Below are 23,746 nucleotides of genomic sequence, written 5' to 3' on the forward strand. Positions count from 1 at the left end.
AGAAGGCCCGCACAGCGGGCCTTTTTTGTATCTATCAATCGACTTTATGGAATCGTATAGGTCTGAGCTATCGGATGGGTTGGGTCAATCAATTTGAGAAGGCCCCGGCTTGCCCTTATCGTACCCGCAACTTCAGATAACGATTCATTCTTGAATTCAGACAGTTAGTTTCACGACATAAAGGGGAATACCGAACATGTTGGACGCCAATATCAAAGGACAGTTGAAGGCCTACATGGAAAAGCTGCAGCAGCCGATTGAGCTGGTGGCAGCCTACGACGACAGCAAAAAATCCCAGGAGCTGAAGCAGCTGCTGGAAGAAATCGAGCCGATGTCCGAGAAAATCAGCCTGCGGACTGAAGATTCGGCTGATGTGCGTCGTCCGTCGTTTGCCATCAACCGTGTGGGCACGGACATTGGCGTGCGTTTCGCCGGTATTCCCATGGGCCACGAGTTTACCTCTCTGGTCCTTGCGCTGTTGCAGGTGGGCGGCCACCCGTCCAAAGCTTCCCAGGAAGTGATTCAGCAAATCCAGGAACTGGACGGTGAGTTCGAGTTCGAAACCTATTTCTCCCTGTCCTGCCAGAACTGCCCGGATGTCGTCCAGGCGTTTAACCTGATGAGTGTGCTGAACCCGAACATCAAGCACACGTCCATCGATGGCGCCCTGTTCCAGGACGAAGTCGAGCAGCGTGAAGTGATGGCGGTGCCCAGCGTGTACCTGAATGGCCAGCCCTGGGGCCAGGGCCGGATGACGCTGGAAGAAGTTGTGGCCAAGCTGGACACCAACTCCGCCGAGAAAGAAGCCAAGAAGATCAACCAGAAAGACGCCTTTGAGGTGCTGGTGATTGGCGGCGGCCCGGCGGGTTCTGCAGCAGCCATCTACGCCGCCCGTAAGGGGATTTCCACCGGGATTGCGGCCGAGCGGTTTGGTGGCCAGGTAGCTGACACCATGGGTATCGAAAACCTGATCTCCGTGCCTTACACCGAAGGCCCGAAGCTGGTGGCGGCCATGGAACAGCACGTTAACGAATACGAAGTCGACATCATGAACATGCAGCGCGCGGAGAAGCTTATTCCGGCGGCACAGACCGGTGGCCTGCATGAAGTGAAGCTGGCGAACGGCGGCTCCCTGAAAGCCCGCACGGTGATTCTGTCTACCGGTGCGCGCTGGCGCCAGATGGGCGTGCCGGGTGAGGAAGAGTACCGCAACAAGGGCGTGGCCTACTGCCCGCACTGTGATGGTCCGCTGTTCAAGGGCAAGCGCGTGGCGGTGATTGGTGGTGGTAACTCCGGCGTGGAAGCGGCGATCGACCTGGCCGGTATTGTTGGCCACGTAACCTTGATTGAGTTCGGTGAGCAAATGCGTGCCGACGACGTGCTGCAGAAGAAACTGCGCAGTCTGAAGAATGTTGAAATCATCACCTCTGGCCAGACCACCGAGATTACCGGTGAGAACGGCAAGGTGAATGGCCTGACCTACACCGACCGCAACACCGGTGAGTCACACCACGTGGCGCTGGAAGGCGTATTCGTGCAGATCGGCCTGGTGCCGAACACCGAGTGGCTGAAAGGTGATATCGAGCTGAGCCAGCACGGTGAGATCATCGTAAATGATCGTAACGAGACCTCGATTCCGGGTGTTTTCGCTGCGGGCGACGCCACCACGGTGCCGTACAAGCAGATCGTGATTTCGATGGGTGAGGGCTCCAAGGCCGCCCTGAGCGCTTTCGACTTCCTGATCCGTAATTCAGCCGAGTAAGTTGTTCACCCAAGCCTGACCATTCAGGCTGACCCCTGTAGCCGGCGCCCACGGGAAGTGGGTGGCCGGTTTTTTTATGGGTTGCTGGTGACGTCCTGCTCCAGGCTGCCATCAACGCGGGCGGGTTTTTCGTCGGCCTCAAACAGATGACCGTACGCTGAACGGACCCCGTCAACGATAAAGTCAAAGGGCACGTCATCGAACACGCCGTGGTCGTTGATGTATTCCATATGGGCCTGGCCGTCTTCGGTGAACTCCTGGAACACGGAATCGTTCACGCCATCAAACTCCAGCGGTTCTACTTTCATCAGCGCGCAAAGCTGCTTGTTAAAGGCGGGGGTGGCTTTAACCCATTGGCCGTTTAGGTACAGTTCGATAAAGCCATGCATCCGGAAAATATCGGAGCGCAGCCACTCGATCAGCTTGGGGCTGGACAGGTGATTGCGTACATCGGCCAGGCCCAGACGGCTGGGAATGCCGATGTATCGTGCAGCTGCGCCGAGCAGCACCGCTTTGGGAATGCAGTAGCTCTCGCGGGATTCCAGCGCGTAGCTGGCAGACAGGGTGTTTGGGTCGGTCTGGAACACATAAGGGTTGTACTGGACGCTGTCACGGACCGCCAGGTACAGCGCCTTGACCTGCTCTACCGGTTCATTGGGCGCACCCTCAAGTTGCTGGTCAATCCAGGCTTTGACTTCCGGCTTGTCGTAATCGAAGAACTCGGTGGGCTTGAGGTAGTTTTCCATGGTGATCTTCCGGCATTGGCGCATTATTGACCGATGATCTCTCGGTTAGCAAGCTATGGGCAATGACTTTATCCGCCAATTCGGCTGACCTTCAGTACCGGTTGTGATCAGGTTGGTATTCTACGGTCTTCGGATATTGGAATGTTCGTTATACTGATCACCCAGAAGTCCAGTGGTTAGGGAGTTACATGGCATTGCGCGCAGTCCTGCTGATCAGTCTCATTGTTTGCTCTTTTGGGCGCATGGCCGATGCCGGCACACGGCCAAGTGTGGCGTTCCTGTCTCCAGACGATTCGCGCTTCTGGCATATGGTGGCGGGCTTTATGGAGCAGGTGGCGGTTGATCTGGATGTTGAGCTCGAGATTCAGTTTGATACTGACAGGCATCGGTTCAGCTACTTGCGCATGGCTCAGCAAATCGTCACCGCTGAGGAGAAACCGGATTACCTGATCATCATGTGCAAAGAGCTTGTCACCACTCAGATACTGGAGCAGGCCCATGGGCAGGGTGTGAAAGTGTTTTCTTTCAACACGGATGTGCCCGAGGCTACACGGGCCGCAGTGGGAATGCCCAGGGAGACGCTGGATAGCTGGATTGGCCATGTGGTGCCTGACAACGTCGAGGCTGGCCGAACCTTGGCCAGGCTGCTGGAGCGCCGGGCGGTGGAGCGTGGTTTGGTTGAGGCCGGGGAGCCGGTGCCGATGGTGGCGTTGACCGGAACGCAGGATTCTTCCGCTGCCAGGGATCGAAACGAGGGTTTGCTAAACGCCACCAGTATCGGTAATGGCCAGCTCTTGCAGTTGGTGCTCGCTGAGTGGAGTGAGCAGCAGGCCAGCGAAAAAATGTCGGTGTTGTTCCGGCGCTATCCGCAAACCACCGCGATCTGGAATGCCAGTGATGGAATGGCGCTTGGCGCCATTGAAGCCGCCAGAAACGCTGGCCGGACGCCCGGCGAGGATGTGATTGTTGGCGGTGTGGATTGGGAGCCCAGGGCGTTGGCAGCCATTCACCGGGGTGATCTGATGGTGAGCCTTGGTCGCCATTTTATGGGCGGAGGCCTCGCGCTGTTGCTCATTCACGATTACCACCATGGTTACGACTTTGCTGAGGGCCGGCGATCTGCGGCCTTGCGCTACCAGTTTGAGCCAGCGACAGCCGACAATGTGCATTTGGTCGAACGAATGCTGGCGCCGGAAAACTGGAAGGCCCTCGATTTCAGGCAATTCAGCCGGGCGCTCAATCCGCAGCTGAGAGAACAGGACTTCAGCGCTGAGCAATTAATGGATCAGTTTTCGTCCGGGCTTATCCAGCTGGGTGGCGGTAACCAGCTGGTTCGCCAATAGGGCCCTCCCTCCTTGTTCTGGGCTAAACGGAATTCCTATGCCGGAATTTATGACCTCACTCAGCCTTACCGATAGCCTCGGCCAGTTGTTTGGTCTGGTCGCTCTGGCCTTCTGCATTGCCGGCTTCGCCAACAAGAACGACGACCGGCTGATGGTGCTGCTGATCTCCGCCAACGTCGCCTTCGCCCTGATGTTTGCCTTCTTTGAAAGCTGGACCGCTGCCGCGTTGACGGTGCTGGTGATTGTGCGCATCGCCCTGGCCAGGAAGTATAAGGGCAACTGGGCGATCTTGGCGGCGATGTTGACGGTTAATGCCCTGGTGGCCTGGGCGACCTGGCGAACTGCGACCGATGTATTCCCGCTGGCGGCGGCCGTACTGGGCACCATCGGCATGTTCCTGCTCAGGGGCATTCCACTGCGCATTGTGCTGGGGCTGGCGGCGTTCTGCTGGATGCTGAATAACATTGTGATTGGTTCTGTTGGAGGCACCTTGGCTGAGGGCATGGTGCTGGTCACCAACATCATTACGATCATCCGGCTGTACCAGTTGCAGAAGAAGTATCCGGATTTCAGGCCTGGAGATTGAGCGCAGCGTGGCTCAGGCCAGTGCTTCCGGGGTCAGTCTGTTGCTCACAAGGTCCTGGCTGGTTACGCACAAGGCTCCGGCCATGGCCCCGGCACGAAGGCACGTCTTCAGGTTTCCGCCCTGCAGGTAACGGTGTAGAAAGCCGCTGAAAAAGGCATCGCCGGCACCGTTGGTATCAATCACGTCAGGCACCCTGATAGCCGCCTGCTCCAGCCATCTTCCGTCGCTGCTAAGAAGGGTGGCTCCGGCGGAACCGTGGGTGCAAACCACAAACGATTTACCACCTCGAATCAGCTGCTCCATGGTGCGCCGGTAATCCGGGAGCTTGTCACTGGCCAGGAAGATGACGTCCGCGGCGTCAATGAACGGTTGATGGTATGAGTCCGAATCATCGTAGTCGTGAAGGTCTGTCCAAACCGGCCGGCCGGATTCGCGCAGCCAGCCCAGAGCGGGTTTGACGTAAGCAAGGATGTTGGCCACTACCAGGTCGGTTTCGGGCAGCCGCTTCTGCACCGGCTGCCAGTCTACGGTTTCTGGCTCTGCGGGTGGCTGCACGAAAAGTGAGATGCGCTCGCCGGCGGCGGTCATCAGGTTGACGTGTTGTTCCGTTGAGGTGTCGGTGGTCTCCACCAGCAAGCGTATTCCGGGCTTTGCCAACTGCTGGCGGATCGTCTCTGCTTCTGCATCCCGGCCCAGCAACGTGTGCAGGATTATCCGATGCCCCAGGGCGGCCAGATTCAGGCTTTTGCCGGCGCCGGTGCTGCCCACACTTCGATATGCCCGTTGAGGCCAGATGGTCTGGGGTACCGGTTCGGGAAGTTGGTTCAGGTGGATGATGGTATCGAGCGACGTTCCGCCAAGGATCACTATGGATGATGGCATGTGGGGGCCCCGGTGGATGAATTCGACCCAGTTTAAGCCGCTGATTCCTGGTGTGCCTCGTTCCGGCCCCTCAACCCTGAAGTTCAAGCTGGGGGAGGATGCCCGAACAGCGACTGACTCAAACAACCATGATTTCGGACCTTGATGGCCAATTTCCGGGTGCACTACGCTGGGCTATCGTGATCGGACTGACGTGACCAACAATAAACGGATCCGAATCCGAGGGAGCAGGTTATGGGTAAGCAACACTATGACGTCCTGATCATTGGCGCCGGGGTTTCCGGCATTGGCATGGCCTGCCATCTGAAACGGGAATGTCCTGGCAAGCGTTTCGCCATTCTGGAGCGCAGACAGTCTCTGGGCGGTACCTGGGATCTGTTTCGTTACCCCGGCATTCGCTCCGATTCCGACATGTTCACCTTTGGCTACAACTTCCGGCCCTGGACCGGTGGCAAGGTGCTGGCGGATGGTGCTTCTATCAAGCAGTACGTGGCCGATACCGCCCGGGAAAACGATGTGGAAAGGAACATCCGCTACGGTGTGGCGGTGAAAACCGCCGATTGGTCCAGTGAGGAAAAATGCTGGAATCTGACGGCGGTGAACGAAAAAACCGGCGAGGCGGAGACCTACACGGCCAGTTTCCTGGTGGGCTGCACTGGTTACTACAACTACGATCAGGGCTATAAGCCTGATTTCCCAGGCGAAAAAGACTTCAAAGGCCAGGTGGTGCACCCGCAGCACTGGCCGGAGAATCTGGATTACACCGGCAAGAAGGTGGTGGTGATTGGCAGTGGTGCGACCGCGATTACCCTGGTCCCCACCATGGCGGAAAAAGCCGCCCATGTGACCATGCTGCAGCGTTCGCCCACCTACCTGATGCCGTTGCCATCGACCGACAAGGTCACTCTGGCGCTGCAGAAGGTGCTGCCAGAGAAAGCCGCTTACCGGCTGACCCGGGCCCGGAATATCTCCATCTCGCGCTTGCTCTACGAGCGTTCCCGCAAGAGCCCGAAGGCCATGCGCCGATTGTTCCTGTCGGTGATCAAGAGCCAGCTGAAGGGTAAGGCGGATATGCGCCACTTTACCCCCGACTACAACCCCTGGGATCAGCGCCTGTGCGTGGTGAAAGACGGCGACCTGTTTGATGCCATCAAGGCGGGTACTGCCTCGATCAAAACCGACCATATTGAACGCTTCACCGACACGGGCATTCGCCTGAAATCCGGTGAGGAGCTGGAAGCGGATATCATCATTCCGGCCACCGGCCTGGACATCCAGATGCTGGGTGGTATTCAGCCCAGGGTGGACGGCCAGGGTGTGGTCTTGAAGGAAAAGGTGATCTACAAGAACGTGATGGTGGAAGGCATGCCCAATTCCGCCATGATCTTCGGGTACACCAACATCTCCTGGACCCTCAAGGCCGATATCGCCAGTGAATACCTGTGCCGTTTGATCAACCATATGGATCGCAAGGGTTATCAGGTGGTGGTGCCGCGAGACACCGAAAACAGCTTGGGCAACGACACCATTCTGGGCTCGCTGGATGCCGGTTACATCAAGCGTGCCGAAGACCGGCTGCCGCGCCAGGGCACTCACGGGCCCTGGAAGGCGTCCCAGAATTACCTGCAGGATGTGAAAATCCTGCGCTTCGAACCCATCGAAGACGGCTACCTGGAGTTTGATGGCCGGCGCAGCCAGCAGGCCAGCCCGGAGAAGGCGGGCTTCCTGAAACCGCTGCGCTCGGCGTTGTTCGGGGCCTGAGTCAGGCTCCGTGGGTTGTCAGCTTCCCGGAGCCAACCTCACTCTTCAGGTAGTGACGGCAGCTTGATTCGAGATATTGCCGGAACGGGGGCAGAGTCACCTGCTGTTGTGCCAGAAATCGCTCTGTCACGGTTGTATCGAATCGGCAGGTCTGAATAAAGGCCAGCGATTCCGGGGCAACTTTCAGCAGGCCGGGCAGGCCCGGAATGGTCAGCAACGCTTTCATCACGCCGATCGGAAGATGCCTGCGGGGCCCCGGCTTGCCCAGAGAGTGCGCCGCTGCCTGTAAAAGCGCTGCCAGGTTTGGCGTGTTCTGGTCCAGCGCCAACAGCGTGTCGGGCACATGATTGGCCACGCAGGCTGCCGCAATCACTTGGGCCAGGCTGTCCACCGGAATCAAAGGCAACCAGTGCTCGGGCGACCCCGGGATCATGGCCAGTCGTCCGTGGTAGAGGTTTTCCAGTAAACCATATAGCGGTTGGGCCGGGTCGAGTTCCCCGGTTGAACAGTGGCCGGCAACGGTCGCCGGCTGTACCTCGACCGCATCCATGCCCTGTCTTGCGACGAATTCCCGCAACCGGAAGGCGGATTCCAGTTTGCTGGCCTCATAACCACCGGCCCGCCGGTACACCCGGCTCCAGTCAGTCTGCTCCGGATGGCTCCGATTGATTCCAAGCCGTGACAGATGCCCGGTGTTTGCCAGCATGAAGCCACTGATAAACACCAACCGGCAGCGCAGTTGACGGGCCAGCTCCGCCACCCGGAGGCTGCCGGTAACGTTGGTGTGCCGGGCCTCCTGCTCGGGCAGGTTCCAGGCGAACCGGGCGGCCAGGTGCACAAGGCATTCGATCCGGTCCGGCAAGGCGACCAGCCCCAGATCAGGCTTTTCGAGGTCGCCTTCCAGTGCGGAAAACCGCTCCATGGTGGCGCCCTGTTGTTGAAGAAAGCCGGTGAGCTGGTTCAGGCTGGATTTGGAGCGGATCAGTGCCTGGACTTCATGCCCCTGCTGCAACAGGGAGAGGCACAGGTATTTGCCAATAAAACCGTTGGCGCCGGTGATCAGGATGGTCATGGTGCGTTCCTTGTTCATTGAGCCGAACGCAGCCTAAAGTATGGAGTATGCTCCAGGGTCAACAGGGAGAGTGCTTGGCATGAGAATATCGGAACTGGAACGGCGCACTGGCGTGAGCCGCGATACGTTGCGCTACTATGAAAAGCAGGGTTTGATTCGCGAGGTCGGCCGCAGCGGCAACAATTATCGGGATTATCCGGAGCAGGCAGTAGCACGCGTATCGATGGTACGGCAGCTCAAGAGACTGGGCTTTTCGTTGAGTGAAATCCGCGAGTTGCTGGATGCCGTTCGTTCAGACCGGATCGACTGTCTGCAGGGCGCGGCGGTAATGGCGCGCAAGGGGGCCCTGGTGGATGCCCGGATTGCCGAGTTAACGGCGGTCAGAGAACTTTTGAAACAGGAGCAGGCTCGCCTGGAGGCCAGTGCCCGGGAGCATGGGCTGGCTTGATGGCCATCCTCATAATTGCTGATAGCGCGGTGAAGGTAGCTTCCTTAACATAGATCGTCTTTTCAGGTTCCTTTGATCTGTTCGGGAAGACGGTCGTGCTGCCACTTCGCTCCGCGTTAGCCTATGTTGCTTTACTCTCTGCTGTTCTGGCGACTCTGCCGGGTATGGCATTTCTGGGTGCGGTGGCGGTGAGCCTGGCGGTCAGTCTTGGCTGGCAGGACATGCGCCGGGTGCCTCGTGCGGTCTTTGCGGTGGCGGTGCTGGCGATGGCCTTTGCTTTTGGCCGTGACCCCGGATTGGTGGAAGGGGCGGCCGGGAACATGACCCGTTTGGCCGGGCTGATTCTGTCGGTGATGTTGTTGTCGTCGGTATTGGCCGGTTCCCGGGATCTGCAGCGAATCTCCATCAGTCTGTTCAGCGGCAAGCCGGGTACCCGGTATGCGAGCCTGGCGTTCGGCACGGCGCTGGTGTCGGTACCACTCAACTTCGGCTCCGTGGCGGTAGTTGGTAGCCTGATCTCCGAGCGAATCCGCCGTTCCGGCGATTCGGCGGCCACCCGCAACAGCACCCGGGCGGTGCTTCGGGGCTTTGGCGTATCACCAATCTGGTCTCCGTTATCCATCTCCGTAGCACTGACATTGACGCTTCTGCCTACCCTTGGCGGTGCTCAGCTCATTGGCCTTTCACTGCCGTTCGCCATGCTGGTGCTTCTGGCGGGTTTTCTCTGGCGCGAGCCGGAACCGCAGCTTGAAACGGGTGCAGCCGCAGACACCGCCGGGGCTGCAGCCTGGTTACGGTTTGGCGGGATTATCCTGGGTATCTGTGTCGGAGTATTCCTGTTCAGCCATGTCTATGAATTCAGTTACGCCCGTTCGGTTACCCTGAGCTGCCTGGCGGCGGTCATCATCGGCTGGGCGCTGTCCTGGTCTGGCGGCCGGGCGCCTCGCCCGCCGACAATGGCCAACGTCAGTAATGAACTGGCTATTGTCGGTGGTTCCGCTTTTATTGGTTCGGTGATCAGTGCTGTGGTGCTGGGGCAGGTGGCCGGCGATATGGGCTTGCCGGGCTGGGCGTGGCCGGTACTGGCGGCACTGGTGCCCTGGAGCTTCTTCATTGCGGGGCTGGGCGGTGCCAACCCGATCCTCACCGGTACCCTGATTGGCGGTATCCTGGGGCCTGCGTGGCCACCTGGCGCAGTCCTTGGGCTGGGCTTTGCCATGGTCACCGGCTGGGGTATCACGGCCTTCGGCACCCCGTTTGCGGCCAACGCCCTGATCATGGAGCGTTTGACCGGCTACCGCGCCCGGGATGCGTCGTTGCGCTGGAGCCTGGCGTTGTCATTAATCGCTTTGTCCACCGCCAGCGTTATAGCCGTTGGCCTGACCGTCTGGCTGGCCTGATCAACGGTACGGTTCAGGGATTCATTCAATTATTGGAAGAAACCTCAGTTGCAGGTGTCAGAAAGCGGGAGTCGAAGCGCTCAAGGCCGCGGGCCAGACTGGCGCGGGACAATTCACCCATGTGGCTGTCTACCAGGTTGCCTTCGGCGTTATAGAACAGGGTGGTGGGCAGGCCGTGGCTGCCGGTCACCCGACCGAACTGGCCCTGCCGGTCGCTCAGCACATGGTGCAACTCAAGGTTCTGTTCAGACAGGAATCTCTGGATGGTTTCCGGATGCTCGCCTTGATTAGCAAAAACGAAATTGATGCTTGGGTAACGCTTCTGGGCCTCCTCCAGCACCGGCATTTCCCGGATGCAGGGTGGGCACCAGGTGGCCCAGAGGTTTACAACGGTAGGCTGGCCATTGGCGATCGCGCTCAAATCGACCGGTTGCTCGTTGAGGTCGGTCAGGGCCACCTCGGGCAGGCCTTTCAGTTGCTGGTTGATCAGCTGAATGGCGCCGCCAGTCAGGCCCCAGGTCAGCAGGCCGGCCGCCATGGCTGTGCCCAACGCCCGGCGGCTGCTGGCCCGGCGCCACATCAGGAAGCCGGCAAACACCAGGGCAGCGACCAGGCCTGTGACCATATCAAAGCCACCGTCGCGGATATCAATCATGCCCAGCCAGTCGCCCTGGTAGTGCTCGTAATAGCGAATCACGAACCCGATGCGGGCACTGAGCATGGCGACCACGAAGATATCCGCCAGAGTGCCGGCGATGGGTGTTCCATGTTTGCGGCCGGTGATGCCCCCGACAATCAGGGCAACAATAAAAGCCAGGACCAGCAACAGGTGCCCGATGGAAAAACTGACAGGGCCAACGCCAACACTGAGCATGGTATCTCCGGATTCCGAAAGGTTTTTAAATGCGCACGGCAGCTAGTGACCGGTGGCCTTCGGGAGAGTTCCGTTTCTCCGCCAGAAAATACAAGCCTGCTAATCAAAACCACCTATAGCTATTTCACCAGCCCTCTGTTACCGTGCCTGCATCCTGCCTCTAGGGATTCCGCAGTTTCTGGCTCTTTGCCGCTTTGCGAACCTCCATACGACCTTTGAGAGGACGTCACCCCGATATCGGCGTGTGACCGTAGTCGTCTTTTATTCCATGAATGTTCATGGCATCTGCCCGCATTCGCCGCATCCGGTGTTCGTGGAGGCAGAATCAATCAAGAGTATATTTTATATGAGTTTTTCTTCCCTCGGTTTGTCCGAGCAGCTGGTCCGTGCCACTTCCGATCAGGGTTATGACACCCCTTCTCCGATTCAGCTGCAGGCGATTCCTGCCGTGTTGTCTGGCAAGGATGTGATGGCTGCGGCCCAGACGGGTACCGGCAAAACCGCCGGCTTTACCCTGCCTCTTTTGCAGCGCCTGGCGGATAACCCGCGCAATGGCAAAGGCCCCCGTGCGTTGATTCTGACGCCCACCCGGGAGCTGGCAGCGCAGGTGCACGACAGCGTGAACCTGTACAGCAAATACGTTCCTACCAAAGCTGCCGTAGTGTTTGGTGGCGTGAAAATCAATCCGCAGATGATGAAGCTGCGCAAAGGCGTTGATGTACTGGTGGCGACGCCGGGCCGCCTGATGGATCTTTACCAGCAGAACGCCGTGCGCTTCAACGAAGTGGAAATCCTAGTGCTGGACGAAGCCGACCGCATGCTGGACATGGGCTTTATCCGTGACATTCGCAAGATTCTTGCATTGCTGCCGGCCAAGCGTCAGAACCTGTTGTTCTCTGCCACCTTCTCTAACGAGATCCGCGGCCTGGCCGAAGGCCTGCTGAACAATCCGGTACAGGTGGAAGTGGCTGCCCGAAACACCTCGGCTGAAAGCATTATTCAGTCGATTTACCCGGTGGATCAGAGCCAGAAAACAGCGCTACTGAGCAAGCTGGTACGTGACAATGGCTGGGAACAGGTACTGGTATTCACCCGCACCAAGCACGGTGCCAACCGCCTGACCCAGAAGCTGGAAAAAGACGGCATTACCGCTGCCGCTATCCACGGCAACAAGTCCCAGGGTGCCCGTACCCGTGCTTTGGCAGACTTCAAGGCCGGCGAAGTGCGTGTGCTGGTTGCTACCGACATCGCCGCCCGCGGCCTGGACATCAAGCAGCTGCCCCAGGTGGTGAACTTTGAATTGCCCAACGTGCCGGAAGACTACGTGCACCGCATCGGCCGTACTGGCCGCGCCGGCGAAAGTGGTCATGCGTTGTCTCTGGTGAGCGCCGATGAAGGCAAGATGCTGGCAGGCATTGAGCGGCTGATCAAAAAGCAGCTGCCGCGCAAGGAAATCGAAGGTTTTGAGCCGAAGAACAACCTGCCGTTGAAGCCCAAAGCCAAGGCGGATCCGAGCAAGGCCCGCAGCCGCCGCCCGCAGGGTGGTAACGGCAAGAGCTTTGGCCCGAAACCGGCCGGTCGCAGTGGTGGCCGTGGTCGCGGTGGTCAGGGCGAAGGACAAGGACGTGGCCAGGGGCAGGGCAGAACGGGCCGCCCGGCTCAGCGCCAGAGCGCCTGATCTCCCCGGTTCTTCTCCAGACATAAAAAAGCGGGGCTGCAAAACAGCCCCGCACAGGAGAACGCACCAGCTGGCAGCCCACAGACCAGAAGGCTGCCAGGGGTACGTGGGATCAGAACTTGTAGGTGAAACCGACCATGTAGACCATGGGGTCGATTTCGACTTCGGTAGTGGCTTCGGCTACTTTGGTATCGCCGGCAAAAGCTGACACGGTTGCATCCGTATTAATGTCTGCCCACCAGATTGCGGCGTTCAAACCAAAGTTTTTGCTCAGCATGTAGTCCATACCAATCTCAAATGCGACACCTACGCTGTCATCAAGGTCGAGCTTGGTACTGGTAACCGTTCCTTGGGGCGTTCCGTAGGCGGCGTTGGCGGTGCTGTCGACGAAACCTGTCAGCGTGTCGGTTGTCTTCTCTTCAAAGAAAGTCGTGTAGTTAACGCCCACACCGACAAACGGCTGGAAGGCTGATGAGCTGGGCATCGGGAAGTACTGGAGCGTAATCGTTGGCGGGAGATGTTTGGTCTCACCCAGTTTGCCCGCGCCAGCCAGAGAGCTCTCACCTTTAATGTCGTGTTTGAAAGGCGTTGCACCCAAGACGCCTAAACCAAAACTATTAGTAAACATGTAGGTTGCGCGAATACCCAACTGGGTATTGGCATCAACGCCAACCTCAGTGCCAGCCAGCAGATCGCGGTTGCCAGCCAGTGGGCCAAAACCTGTCACTAAAAGTGGGTCACTGGAATCATCCGGCGCCACATGCACAACACCCGCACGCAGAATGAAATCACCCGCTTCGAAAGCCTGAACGGCCGGTGCAGTTGCCATCACGGCCGCTGCCAGAACACCCAATTTGAAACTACGAGACATAGCCATCTCCTTATCCATTAAAACTCGATGGACTCAATGTAATGGAGCGGGGCCGGGGAAACTTGATTTAGCGCAAGAAATGGCGGGCAGCGGATCTGGTTTGGTGTGGCTCTTGATTCAGCTCAAAAAAAATCGGGGAGATTCCGGAGAATGCGGTTTGCCCTTATGGTCAGGCCGTTTTGCTGTCGCTTTCAGCATTGTCTGGAACGAACACATCACGGATTGACAGTGGTTGGCCTTCGGCATTGCGCACGGTAACCGGTTGCACCGGCTTACCGGTATCACGATCGCGCAGGTCCAGCGGCTGCCCATCAGGTGCCGGGTTCCATTTGTCGCCCCACTGGCGCAGGGCCACCACCACCGGGAACAGATCCCGGCCTTTCTCTGTCAGGCGGTATTCGAAGCGGGAGCCGTGCTCGCCAACGTCTACTTTGCGAAGCACTTCGTTATCAACCAGGCGTGCCAGGCGGTCGCACAGAATGTTTTTGGCAATGCCCAACTGCTGTTGAAAATCCACAAACCGGCGGGTGCCGTACATGGCGTGCAGCACAATCAGCAGGGACCACCAGTCCCCCACTTCATTCAGGGCACGGGCGACGGAGCAATTGGAGTCATCAAAACGTTTTCTGGCCATGTGAGGGAGTGTACCGAATAGGGTTGCATTTTGAAACCGGATTTAATAGGGTTGCTTAACGAAACCAAATTAATGAGGTTGCACATCACATGAGTATGAATCTTGGTCCTATGTTTGAGCCGTTTGAACTTCACAACCTCAAGCTGCGTAACCGCGTAGCCATGGCTCCGATGACCCGTAACTTCTCGCCCAAGGGCGTCCCCGGCCAGAACGTGGTGGACTACTACCGCCGCCGCGCCGAAGCCGGCGTTGGCCTGATCATCACCGAGGGCACCATTGTGAACCACGCGGCGGCCAACGGTTACCCGAATGTACCGGCTTTCTACGGTGACGAAGCCCTGGCCGGCTGGAAGAAAGTGGTCGATGCTGTTCACGAAGCTGGCGGTGCCATTTTCCCGCAGTTGTGGCACGTGGGTGCCGTGCGTAAAGAAGGCACCGAGCCGGATCCGTCCGTCCCCGGATACAGCCCGTCTGGCCTGTTCGCCCCAGGCAAGCCCAACGGCAAGGCTATGACCAAAGAAGACATCCAGGCCGTGATCAAAGCCTTCGGCGACGCCGCCCAGGACGCCAAAGCATTGGGTTTTGATGGTGTGGAAATCCACGGTGCCCACGGCTACCTGCTGGACCAGTTCCTGTGGGAAGGCACCAACCAGCGTGACGACGAATACGGCGGCAGCCTGGAAAACCGTCTGCGCTTTGTGGTGGAAATCGTCGAAGAAGTGCGCCACCGCGTCGGCCCGGATTACCCGATCATGCTGCGTTTCTCCCAGTGGAAGCAGCAGGCCTACGAAGCGAAACTGGTGAACAGCCCGGAAGAGCTCGAACGCTTCCTGAAGCCGTTGGTTGAGGCCGGCGTCGATATTTTCCACGCCTCCACACGCCGCTTCTGGGAACCGGAATTCGAAGGCTCCAACCTGAACCTGGCTGGCTGGACCCAGAAACTTTCCGGCAAGCCGACCATGTCTGTTGGCAGCGTGGGCCTGACCGAAGACTTCATCAGCGGCACCTTCGCCAGCAAGCAGGAAGCCGTGGAGCAGTCCGGCATCGACGAGCTGGTAGAGCGAATGAACAACGGCGAGTTCGACTTGATTGCGGTTGGCCGGGCCCTGCTGCAAGACCCGGAGTGGCTGGTGAAAGTGAAAGAAGGCCGGCTGAACGAAGTGGAAGCCTTCGCCAAGAAATCCCTCGCCAAGCTGTACTGATCGACGTATCCCTTCGATCCTGCTTGCCGCGGCGCCTGTTCAGGCCCCGCGGCTTTTTTGTGGGTGAAAGTTATCCGGTTGTTAATCGCACAGTTTTACAGAACCGCTATGCTGTGTTCAGTAATGACTCAACCATCGAAAAAGGAGTTGTATATGGCAGTGGCTCGACATCTGAAACTGGCTGGCATGGCCTTGTTGTTGGCGACCCTGGTGGGCTGCGCGACGGTAGGCCGCGATTTTGCGACCCACAATGTGGACCAGATCCGCATTGGTGAAACCACCCGGGCGGACATTCAGGATATGTTCGGCGAGCCCTGGCGCACCGGGGTGGAAGACGGCAAGCGCACCTGGACTTATGGCAAGTATCGCTGGTCTGCCTTTGGTGATGCAGAAACGACGGACCTGGTGGTGCGGTTCAACAGCGATGGTACTGTGTCATCCTACGTGTTTAATACCACAGAGTAATCGAAGTAGAGGGCCTGGCGAGCAGGCCCTTTATCTGTCTTAGTGTTGGTAAAGCGTCTGGAGAATATGGCCCGGTAGCGCCGCGAGCAGCGGGATTCCGGATACGGTAACACCATGCCAGTGCTGGTTGCCGTTGCCATGGCATCCGTACATCAGGACGGTCTGATTGTGCCAGGCGTAATCGATGCATTGCCCTGAGCCAAGGTTCTGCAAGGTGGTGTCTTCCCGGTGCCGCCACTGCTGGTTCTCTTGCGAAGGCTCGCACTGGGCAAGGCCGAGCCGCCCACTGGTGGGCGCCAGGCAGAGCCATGGCTTATCAACCGGGTGCAGGCTACCGCGGGCCGACATCAGCCAACGGGCGGCGTCCGGGTGCTCATCTGCATCGTTAAACACGGGCAGATAACCGTCTTCATCAGGGATGAGGCCTATCTGCTGGTTGCCGTTGCGGAGCACGGTTCCTTCAAGCTCCATATCCTCTGCCGTCCTTATGTAGCCCTTTTGAATCAGGAAATCGGTCAATTTGCCTCGTATTTCCGTCTGGCTGGCATTGCCGTGTTCCAGCCTGGTGATCAGAGCCCGCGCTGAGGATACGTGCTTCTGGCGCTGTTGAAGCGCCTGAAACACCTGTTTGGCTTGATTACTCAGGGCGTTGATGAGTTCAGCGCTGTCATAGCTGGCAAGCAGCACCTGAGTGTTGGCATCGACAAGCGGGAAGGCGTCGTCTGCCAGATTTCCGAGCGTCTCGTTAAGCGTGGCGATTTCCCGCGCTGCCAGTTGTTTGAAACCGCGTTCCTGGCCCACGATCGCAGCCGGGGGCAGCTCAGGAATCTGGCCATCAAAGCTGGTGCGGGCAAGCTCAGCCACTGAGCCATTGCGGCGGCAGTTCAGTGTGGCTTCCGTTGGCCGGAAGTCGGCTTCCAGGTTCACATGGAACTGGTTGATGGTGGCGTTGGTATGCCGGCCGGCTGCCAGGGCGATCTGTTTCTGCTGGTTTGCCCCGTTGCGGACGGTAAGCCAGCAGCTGTCGCCCGTTGGCGTGGGCTTTGGTAACTCGAACACGTTGCCGTAGTTTCCGTGGAACACCGGGTAGATCACCGCATTGCTGCCATCCGGATCATACCCACCTAATAACGTGGCTACTGGCACACCCACCTGCAAGGGCACCCGGGGCTGTATTCCATCTGTAAACATATGGGGTTCATACTGGCCGGTTTCCGTGTTCCACATTTTATAACCAGTGGCGTAGCTGGTATCCGGAATCGGGAACTGCGCCAGATCGTTCTGGATTATTCTGGCGGTATAGCCGGTGTAATGAGTGTAGTGGGAGAAACGATTTCCACCGCCACCGCCAGACATGGAGTCGTAACGGTAGGGAATCCGTCCCAGGAAGTGGGAACCGTGAGGCAGCTTATCCTCTGACCAGCTGTTGTGGGACAGGTTGTCTCGCATCCGGTTCCGGTGGGCAATAAAGCCCCAGCCGCTATCAGCATGATGCCGCTGCCATCGGCCGTCTTCGGTCAGGTTGGCGCCCGGATAATGGCCCAGGCCGTAGGCATGGCCCCACTCATGGCTTGCCTCATTACCCCAGCTGTCATAGAGGGTGCCAATGCCGTTACCACCGCTGAGGCCATGTCCCTGACGGCCATTCTGATAGTTGCCCCAGGCATGGTGATTGGTAATTTGCTTGAACACGTGGCCATAGCGCTGGCTCATGTTGCTGCTGGTTACGCCGTAATTGGCCTGATTGATGCCAACACTGACTTGTGATTTCGCCACGTTCTCACGCATATCACCGCTGTATACGCCGCCCTCGCTGTCGCTGACAGAATCGTAGATCTTGCCGTTGGCGATGATTACCCGGTCCAGTTCCATATCGGCGTAACTGGCCATGATCATCTTGGAAACCGGCATGGTCTGGAAATAATCGGTGGCCGCCATTACCGGATCGCGCAGGGTGAAATGGCCGTTATTGTGATCAACATGGGTAAGCATGCCCAGCCGAATCGACTGAAATACGATCTGACTGGCTTCGCCGATATCGATATCCGCAGCAGCAAGGGTACCGGAACGCTCATCGGGTGCACCCTTGTTGACGATAAAAGTTACCGACAAGCCGTTGCGGACCAGGTTCCACGGCAGCGTGGTGCTCCAGGCCCGCGTTGAATACTCGATTCGATGCCTGCCTTCGTGGTCTGAGGCTGGCAGATCATTTGGATGAACAAGGGCCAACTCTCCAATGGGGGCTCCATTTTGGTGAAGTTGGGCATGCACCGTTACTGGTGTTTCTGACGCCTCCGGTGTGAACATCAGCAAGGCCTCGCGCAAGGCCACCAGCCGAGGCTTGTAGTGGCTGCGAGTTTCGTCACCGGCGTCCCGGTCATAATTACCATTGGGTTTGACGGTGTGGGACTGCGCGAACATGACTTCACCGGCCAGGTTTCCGTTGCTCAGATCGTTGCGCAGGGGCCGCAGATCGCCATCGTAATCCGTTGCCCGGAAATCCACTGCCTGCCGAGGCTGAAATTCGGCAGTGTGGGCGACGGTCAGAGCGGCATCAAATGACTGACTGTGGCCATCCTTTGTGATCACCAGCTGGAACGGATGGTAGGCGGTGACATCGCCGGTCTCGGGGGTGCCGGTGATCACACCGCTGGTTCTGTCCAGTGACGCCCAGTCTGGCAGGCCTTTGGCCGAGAACCGGATAGCGGAGGCGTTGCCCGAGAGGGCCGGTTGAAACTGGAACGGTAAGCCGGCGACGGCCATTTGGGGTGCGTTGGTTATTGTGGGCAGGTTGGCAGAGGACTCATCGGAATCGGATCCGCCGCATCCTGAAAGCAGTAAACCGGCGGCGCAAAGCGCTGAGAATTTCCGAATCATAAGTAATATCTTCCATGTGACGAGCTATGGTGACGGAAGATAGATACACCCCATACAGACAGAAAGCGATACTGTGTTACTTATTGTACGATGTGCTTTAGTGCACGAAGGCGGGTTTGGCCAGGTCTCAAACCTTCTAAATTATCGGGACTTGGCGAAGTTGATAATGTCTTCCTCAGATTGGGACTCAACCAGCGCCCCCCGGAACTGCCGGTTGATAAACCGTTCGGTTTCCTGCTGAATCTTTTCCCGCTGCTCGGGCTTCTCAATGTAATCCATGGCCCGGAACAGGATATAGCGGATGGTCATGTGGGAAACCTCATGCACCACAGCGGCCTCCACACCCGGCACCAATCCCCGCTCAAGAATATCCTCCGCCATCTCCCGGGCACTGGCATCCAGCTGCGCCTCCAGCGCCCGGCGTAACACCGGCGAGGGCCCGTGCAGTTCGCGGACGGCGACCGTGGTGGCGGCGGGATTGGCGAGGAAGTAGTGGTACACAAAGGTGACGGTGTCGTGGGATGCCTGCTCGGATGAGTCCGCCATCTGCCGCAGTTGCCGCACTCCGGTTTTCATGTCCTCGGCGATATACCCCAGTACCTGCAGCCCGAACTCGTCCAGACTCTTGAAGTGCCGGTAAAAGGTATTCGGATTCAACCCAGCCTCACGGGCTAGCTCCCGCAGCCCGAGTGATGTCAGGCTCCGTGTTTCGGTAATCAACCGCAGAGCGGCCTGTACCAGTTTCAGTTTTCCGCCGGCCAGTGTGTTCATATCTTCCTCTTCTGTTGCGGAGTAAGACCGCCTTGGTGCCTGCCTATCAAACGCTTGAGTATGCATGCGGCTCTAACAGCCAAGTTTGGGAGACGGCCGTCATAACAGTCTGAAAGTTGGTTTGGGGCACGCTTTCCAAAAATTTCGAAGGCCAAGGATGGCCTGAGAGAAGCGCACATGGATGTGCTCGTAGCGGTTTTTGGAAAGCGTGCCCCAAACCAACTGCCCCCCAGACCGGAGGCCACACGAAACCAGGCACCCAACTAAAGGCCACACAGGCCAACAATCTGTCACCCAGGGCCAAACACCCGAACCAGAGTATACAAGTGTCTACCTGTGGGAGTATACATGTGTCTACCGGTCAATAATGACCACCCAGACAACAACAGGCAAGGCCAAACAGGCCACACAGGAGTGCAGCAATGACACAAACCGCACAGATCGCCATCATCGGCACCGGCTTCTCCGGCCTCGGCATGGCCATCAAACTCAAAGAAGCCGGCTTCAACGACTTCGTTATCCTCGAACAAAGCGACGACATCGGCGGCACCTGGCACGAAAACCACTACCCCGGTTGCGCCTGCGACGTGCAATCTGCGCTGTACTCCTTCTCATTCGAACAGAACCCCAACTGGACCAGGATGTTCGCGCCCCAGCCGGAAATCAAAGCCTACCTGCGCCACTGCGCGGAAAAGTACGGCCTGCTCGAACACATCCAGCTCAATACCCACGTGGCTGGTGCCCGCTGGAATGACAAAACCGGGGCCTGGACCATCGAAACCTGCGACAGCCCCAAGCTCTGGGCCTATATGCAAACCAGCAACCTGAAGCCCGGGGATGTCCTGGATCGCAGCGACAAAACCCTGCCCAGGTTCCGCAAGCTGCACGCCCAGGTGCTGGTATCCGGTATGGGTGGCCTGAGTACACCTGCCTACCCGGATATCAAGGGCATGGACACCTTCACCGGCACCAGCTTCCACTCCCAGAACTGGGACCACGACTATGATTTCCGTGGCAAGCGAGTGGCGGTGATCGGCACCGGAGCCTCGGCCATCCAGTTTGTTCCGGAGATCGCCAAGGATGCCGCCCATCTGGATCTGTACCAGCGCACGCCACCGTGGATTATGCCCAAGCCGGACCGGGAAATCCGCCCGCTGGAGCGGATGATGTTCCGTAAGGTGCCGCAGACCCTGAATGCGTTTCGTCAGAGCATCTACTGGACGCTGGAAGCCCGGGTGCTGGGCTTTGTCGGTAACCCGCGCATACTGAAAATCGGTGAGCTGCAGGCCCGGCGCCATATTCGCAGTCAGATCAAAGACAAGGAACTGCGCAAGAAGGTGACGCCGGATTTCCATTTCGGCTGCAAGCGGGTGCTGATCTCCAATAATTACTATCCGGCGCTGGATCAGGATCATGTGGACGTGCTCACCGATGGCATCCGTGAGGTGAAAGGCAACACCATCGTGGATAGCAATGGCACGGAGCGCCAGGTGGACTGCATCGTTTATGGCACCGGCTTCAAGGCCCAGGAGCCGATTCCCCGGGGCATGATCTTTGGCCGTGGCGGCCAGGACCTGCTCGATGCCTGGCGCGAAGGGGCGGAAGCCTACAAGGGCACCACGGTAGCCGGCTTCCCCAATTTCTTCATGCTGATGGGCCCGAACACCGGGCTGGGGCACAGCTCCATGGTGTACATGATCGAATCCCAGGTTCAGTACGTGCTGGATGCCCTGAAAAAAATGCAGCACCGGGGCTGGAAGACGGTGGAAGTGAGGGAAGACGCCGTCAGCCAGTACAACGCCTCGATTCACGCCAAGCTTGGCGATTCGGTGTGGCAGACCGGCTGCAAGAGCTGGTACGTGAACGAGAATGGTAAGAACACCACCCTGTGGCCGGGCTTTACCTGGCAGTTCCGGCAGCAGACCAAGCGTTTTGATGCCGAGCAGTATGTGTGTGAAGCGGCGGAGGTAATGGAGCAGGGTGGCGAGCCGGCATTGGCGGGTTGACCACTTCCTGGCCACCGGAGGGTGCTATCGCCGGTGGCCAGGTCCTAAAGCGTTCAGTCTCTGTCAGCGACGAATATCCAGAGAATTAACCAAGGCGTGAATTTCTTCCGCTACCTTGAGAAGCCCCAGAACGAGATTCTTATCCACGTCGATGACACCCTCGTACTCGGCTAGATTTCGTTTGCGGTGGGCCTGATCAAGAACTCTCCACTTTGCCGAGGGCAGGTCGAGTGTGTGCTGCAGGCATTGGAACACCAGGTAACGACTATCTGATCGATACCCGTGATACCGCAAAGCTGCCAACGCCAAGGCATGCGCAGCGTTGTAGGCGAGATCGAAGCGGCTCTCCAGACTGAGTGATTCCAGTGCAGCGTCTTTGAGCCGGATGGAGCCGGATTGAACCAAGCCACTGATCTCTTCGGTATCAGGTGTTTCGTGGTGAAGTTTTCTGATCTGGACCAGGTTGTCCAATGCTTCCTTGTTCATCGATGATTCCCTTCAATAATAAAACTGGCCCGTTCAATACCTTTCTGATGAATGGGTTGTCCTGTTTGCGGCGCTTTTCAAATTCATCCCTTGAATAGAGTGTCGGGTTAATTGGTCTGGACAATTCACCTTCTGCTCCTTCAAAAGCGCTGAAGATATCTTCGAGTGAGAGTGTGTCAGACACCAAAAATACGTCAATATCGCTATCAGCTCGGTCGGTTTGTTTGGCTACGGACCCATAGATAAAAGCCAGTTCAATCTCATGGGCAACCGGTTGAAGGGCTTTCTTGATAATCTCCGTTGGCCCCAGGGTTTTAACAATCAATGCGCTCAGCTCGCCAAATATTGGCGACGCCATGTTGGCATGATAGCTCTTTTGTCGTCCCCGATACTGGACGTTCACAAGTCCACTTTCGGTCAGTCGGGCGACTTCTCTTTGGACTGCTCCTGAGCCGGCTTTGGCTTGCTCAATCAGTTCACCCATCGTAAAACTTCTGTCAGGTTGCAAAAAAAACAGACGTAGCACTTTCTGACGGGTACTGGAAAAAAGTGCGTCGGCAATGCTGGTGTCTTCATAATGGCCGGGGTTTGTTGAGATCATCGAGGCGCCCATGCAATTTAATACCCATATTGGGCAAAATTATACCCTAATTGGGTAGGTTGCAAGGAGTGGTTGTTCCTGGCATGGTGCTGAACCTTGGGTTGCGGCCAACGATAGTTGCCGTCGTCCAATCCCGATGGGATGATGCGCGGATTGCATTGCACGCTATCCGTTCATCATCCGCATCTGGCAGGGCTTCATGGTCAACAGGACATCCACCCGACTGAACAAATACATCAGCGAGAGCGGCATGTGTTCGCGCCGGGATGCTGACCGCTACATCGAACAGGGCAACGTGCACATCAACGGTCGGCGGGCCCAGGTGGGTGATCAGGTGTTGCCGGGCGATGTGGTGAAGGTGAACGGCCAGGTGGTGGAGCCCCGGGACGAGGAAGATCTGGTCTTCATTGCCCTGAACAAACCGGTGGGCATTGTCAGCACTACCGACAGCGCGGAGAAAGACAATATCCAGCGCTTTGTCGGCCACAGCGAGCGCATTTTCCCCATTGGCCGCCTAGACAAGGATTCCCAGGGCCTGATTTTCCTCACCAGCAATGGTGACCTGGTGAACAAGATTCTACGGGCTGGCAACAACCACGAGAAAGAATACCTGGTGACCGTCGACAAGCCGGTAACCCGGGAGTTTGTGGAAGGCATGAGCAACGGCGTGCCGATTCTGGGGACCATGACCAAGCGTTGCAAGGTGGAGAAAGTCTCCCGGCTTGTCTTCCGGATCATATTGGTGCAGGGCCTGAACCGTCAGATCCGCCGGATGGCGGAATACTTTGGCTATGAGGTGACCAAGCTCGAGCGGGTGCGGATTATGAACGTCAGCCTGCAGGGTTTGCCGGTAGGCGCCTGGCGGGATCTGACGGAGAAGGAACTGGCGGTACTGTTTGATGCCATCCGGGATTCGTCTTCGGAAGCAACGCAGCCGGCGGCCAGCAAGCCCCGCAAGAAACCCGCCGGTCCCAAAGGTGCCCGCCCGGGTGCCGGTGGTAAACCGGCCAGGGCTGGCGCAAAACCGTCAGGTAAACCTTCCCCCGGTCGAGGTGGAAAAGGAACTGGCAAAGGCACCGGCAAACCGCCCGCAGGTAAACCTGGCCGTGGCCCGAAGGCCAGTGGGCACACGACCGGCCCGAAGGGCAAACCCGGCAAGCCGCGCAAGCCCTCCATCAAGAAGCGTTGATCCGCTCCGCCGGCCAATAGGTTCTCTTCCTTACGGCAGAATCTGCCCACAGGCGCTATGCTTACCGGCTTTAACCCCTGGCCGGATTTGCT

Annotated in this window: 21 protein-coding genes; 11 read left to right on the forward strand and 10 right to left on the reverse strand. The window is 58.0% G+C overall.

The features are described from left to right. The first annotated feature begins 196 nt into the window (after positions 1 to 196). Positions 197 to 1,762 carry an alkyl hydroperoxide reductase subunit F gene (gene ahpF / locus ACTZWX_RS07045; RefSeq protein WP_444713309.1) on the forward strand — a complete coding sequence of 522 codons (1,566 nt, stop codon included), beginning with the start codon at positions 197 to 199 and terminating at the stop codon, positions 1,760 to 1,762. A gap of 74 nt (positions 1,763 to 1,836) precedes the next feature. Here the strand turns inward: ahpF and ACTZWX_RS07050 are convergent, their stop codons facing one another. Then, complete coding sequence (locus ACTZWX_RS07050) at positions 1,837 to 2,508, reverse strand: transglutaminase-like domain-containing protein (protein WP_444713310.1); 672 nt, start codon at positions 2,506 to 2,508, stop codon at positions 1,837 to 1,839. Between the two features lie 188 nt (positions 2,509 to 2,696). Between ACTZWX_RS07050 and ACTZWX_RS07055 the strand changes: the two genes are divergently transcribed. Both ACTZWX_RS07055 and ACTZWX_RS07060 read left to right on the forward strand, forming a co-directional pair. Continuing rightward, on the forward strand, positions 2,697 to 3,851 hold the full coding sequence (locus ACTZWX_RS07055; protein WP_444713311.1) for an ABC transporter substrate-binding protein: 1,155 nt from the start codon (positions 2,697 to 2,699) through the stop codon (positions 3,849 to 3,851). Positions 3,852 to 3,888: 37 nt separating this feature from the next. Beyond that, positions 3,889 to 4,437 (forward strand): YgjV family protein, encoded by a 549-nt coding sequence (locus tag ACTZWX_RS07060; protein ID WP_444713312.1) that lies wholly within the window; start codon positions 3,889 to 3,891, stop codon positions 4,435 to 4,437. 12 nt (positions 4,438 to 4,449) lie between these two features. On the opposite strand, the gene ACTZWX_RS07065 is transcribed toward ACTZWX_RS07060, so the two are convergent. Continuing rightward, positions 4,450 to 5,319: a carbohydrate kinase family protein gene (locus tag ACTZWX_RS07065; RefSeq protein ID WP_444713313.1), complete on the reverse strand. Its 870-nt coding sequence runs from the start codon at positions 5,317 to 5,319 to the stop codon at positions 4,450 to 4,452. 234 nt (positions 5,320 to 5,553) lie between these two features. On the opposite strand from ACTZWX_RS07065, the gene ACTZWX_RS07070 reads away from it, so the two are divergent. Further along, positions 5,554 to 7,080, forward strand: a complete 1,527-nt coding sequence (locus ACTZWX_RS07070) for a flavin-containing monooxygenase (RefSeq protein ID WP_444713314.1) — start codon at positions 5,554 to 5,556, stop codon at positions 7,078 to 7,080. A gap of 1 nt (position 7,081) precedes the next feature. On the opposite strand, the gene ACTZWX_RS07075 is transcribed toward ACTZWX_RS07070, so the two are convergent. Next, the gene (locus ACTZWX_RS07075; RefSeq protein ID WP_444713315.1) at positions 7,082 to 8,152 is read right to left on the reverse strand and encodes an SDR family oxidoreductase; all 1,071 of its coding nucleotides are present in this window, start codon (positions 8,150 to 8,152) and stop codon (positions 7,082 to 7,084) included. A 79-nt stretch (positions 8,153 to 8,231) separates the two neighbouring features. Between ACTZWX_RS07075 and ACTZWX_RS07080 the strand changes: the two genes are divergently transcribed. Beyond that, on the forward strand, positions 8,232 to 8,600 hold the full coding sequence (locus tag ACTZWX_RS07080; RefSeq protein ID WP_072675930.1) for a MerR family transcriptional regulator: 369 nt from the start codon (positions 8,232 to 8,234) through the stop codon (positions 8,598 to 8,600). Positions 8,601 to 8,695: 95 nt separating this feature from the next. Continuing rightward, positions 8,696 to 10,000: a hypothetical protein gene (locus ACTZWX_RS07085; RefSeq protein WP_444713316.1), complete on the forward strand. Its 1,305-nt coding sequence runs from the start codon at positions 8,696 to 8,698 to the stop codon at positions 9,998 to 10,000. A gap of 25 nt (positions 10,001 to 10,025) precedes the next feature. On the opposite strand, the gene ACTZWX_RS07090 is transcribed toward ACTZWX_RS07085, so the two are convergent. Further along, positions 10,026 to 10,874, reverse strand: a complete 849-nt coding sequence (locus ACTZWX_RS07090; protein ID WP_444713317.1) for a prolipoprotein diacylglyceryl transferase family protein — start codon at positions 10,872 to 10,874, stop codon at positions 10,026 to 10,028. Between the two features lie 346 nt (positions 10,875 to 11,220). Between ACTZWX_RS07090 and ACTZWX_RS07095 the strand changes: the two genes are divergently transcribed. Further along, the gene (locus ACTZWX_RS07095; protein ID WP_444713318.1) at positions 11,221 to 12,552 is read left to right on the forward strand and encodes a DEAD/DEAH box helicase; all 1,332 of its coding nucleotides are present in this window, start codon (positions 11,221 to 11,223) and stop codon (positions 12,550 to 12,552) included. 112 nt (positions 12,553 to 12,664) lie between these two features. Here the strand turns inward: ACTZWX_RS07095 and ACTZWX_RS07100 are convergent, their stop codons facing one another. Further along, the gene (locus tag ACTZWX_RS07100; protein ID WP_444713428.1) at positions 12,665 to 13,423 is read right to left on the reverse strand and encodes an OmpW/AlkL family protein; all 759 of its coding nucleotides are present in this window, start codon (positions 13,421 to 13,423) and stop codon (positions 12,665 to 12,667) included. A gap of 169 nt (positions 13,424 to 13,592) precedes the next feature. After that, positions 13,593 to 14,057: a winged helix-turn-helix transcriptional regulator gene (locus ACTZWX_RS07105; RefSeq protein WP_152439460.1), complete on the reverse strand. Its 465-nt coding sequence runs from the start codon at positions 14,055 to 14,057 to the stop codon at positions 13,593 to 13,595. A gap of 89 nt (positions 14,058 to 14,146) precedes the next feature. On the opposite strand from ACTZWX_RS07105, the gene ACTZWX_RS07110 reads away from it, so the two are divergent. Together ACTZWX_RS07110 and bamE are read left to right on the forward strand one after the other, a co-directional pair. Next, on the forward strand, positions 14,147 to 15,259 hold the full coding sequence (locus ACTZWX_RS07110; protein ID WP_444713319.1) for an NADH:flavin oxidoreductase: 1,113 nt from the start codon (positions 14,147 to 14,149) through the stop codon (positions 15,257 to 15,259). Positions 15,260 to 15,412: 153 nt separating this feature from the next. Then, positions 15,413 to 15,724 carry an outer membrane protein assembly factor BamE domain-containing protein gene (gene bamE / locus ACTZWX_RS07115; RefSeq protein ID WP_052009733.1) on the forward strand — a complete coding sequence of 104 codons (312 nt, stop codon included), beginning with the start codon at positions 15,413 to 15,415 and terminating at the stop codon, positions 15,722 to 15,724. 39 nt (positions 15,725 to 15,763) lie between these two features. Here bamE and ACTZWX_RS07120 read toward each other — a convergent pair whose 3' ends face one another. Together ACTZWX_RS07120 and ACTZWX_RS07125 are read right to left on the reverse strand one after the other, a co-directional pair. After that, entirely contained in the window at positions 15,764 to 18,601 is a 2,838-nt protein-coding gene (locus ACTZWX_RS07120; RefSeq protein ID WP_444713320.1) for a M66 family metalloprotease, read from the reverse strand. Between the two features lie 141 nt (positions 18,602 to 18,742). Continuing rightward, positions 18,743 to 19,372 carry a TetR family transcriptional regulator gene (locus ACTZWX_RS07125; protein WP_342631435.1) on the reverse strand — a complete coding sequence of 210 codons (630 nt, stop codon included), beginning with the start codon at positions 19,370 to 19,372 and terminating at the stop codon, positions 18,743 to 18,745. 422 nt (positions 19,373 to 19,794) lie between these two features. On the opposite strand from ACTZWX_RS07125, the gene ACTZWX_RS07130 reads away from it, so the two are divergent. Then, complete coding sequence (locus tag ACTZWX_RS07130; protein ID WP_444713321.1) at positions 19,795 to 21,378, forward strand: flavin-containing monooxygenase; 1,584 nt, start codon at positions 19,795 to 19,797, stop codon at positions 21,376 to 21,378. Between the two features lie 63 nt (positions 21,379 to 21,441). Here ACTZWX_RS07130 and ACTZWX_RS07135 read toward each other — a convergent pair whose 3' ends face one another. Further along, positions 21,442 to 21,864 (reverse strand): hypothetical protein, encoded by a 423-nt coding sequence (locus ACTZWX_RS07135; protein WP_420194797.1) that lies wholly within the window; start codon positions 21,862 to 21,864, stop codon positions 21,442 to 21,444. Then, positions 21,803 to 22,465, reverse strand: a complete 663-nt coding sequence (locus ACTZWX_RS07140) for a nucleotidyltransferase domain-containing protein (RefSeq protein ID WP_444713322.1) — start codon at positions 22,463 to 22,465, stop codon at positions 21,803 to 21,805. Before ACTZWX_RS07140 ends, ACTZWX_RS07135 begins: the two co-directional genes overlap by 62 nt. A 199-nt stretch (positions 22,466 to 22,664) precedes the next feature. Between ACTZWX_RS07140 and rluF the strand changes: the two genes are divergently transcribed. Then, the gene (gene rluF, locus ACTZWX_RS07145) at positions 22,665 to 23,654 is read left to right on the forward strand and encodes a 23S rRNA pseudouridine(2604) synthase RluF (RefSeq protein ID WP_444713323.1); all 990 of its coding nucleotides are present in this window, start codon (positions 22,665 to 22,667) and stop codon (positions 23,652 to 23,654) included. The last annotated feature ends 92 nt before the right edge of the window (positions 23,655 to 23,746 follow it).

Origin of the sequence: Marinobacter sp. NSM (assembly GCF_052380025.1) — a bacterium.
Lineage (GTDB): Bacteria > Pseudomonadota > Gammaproteobacteria > Pseudomonadales > Oleiphilaceae > Marinobacter.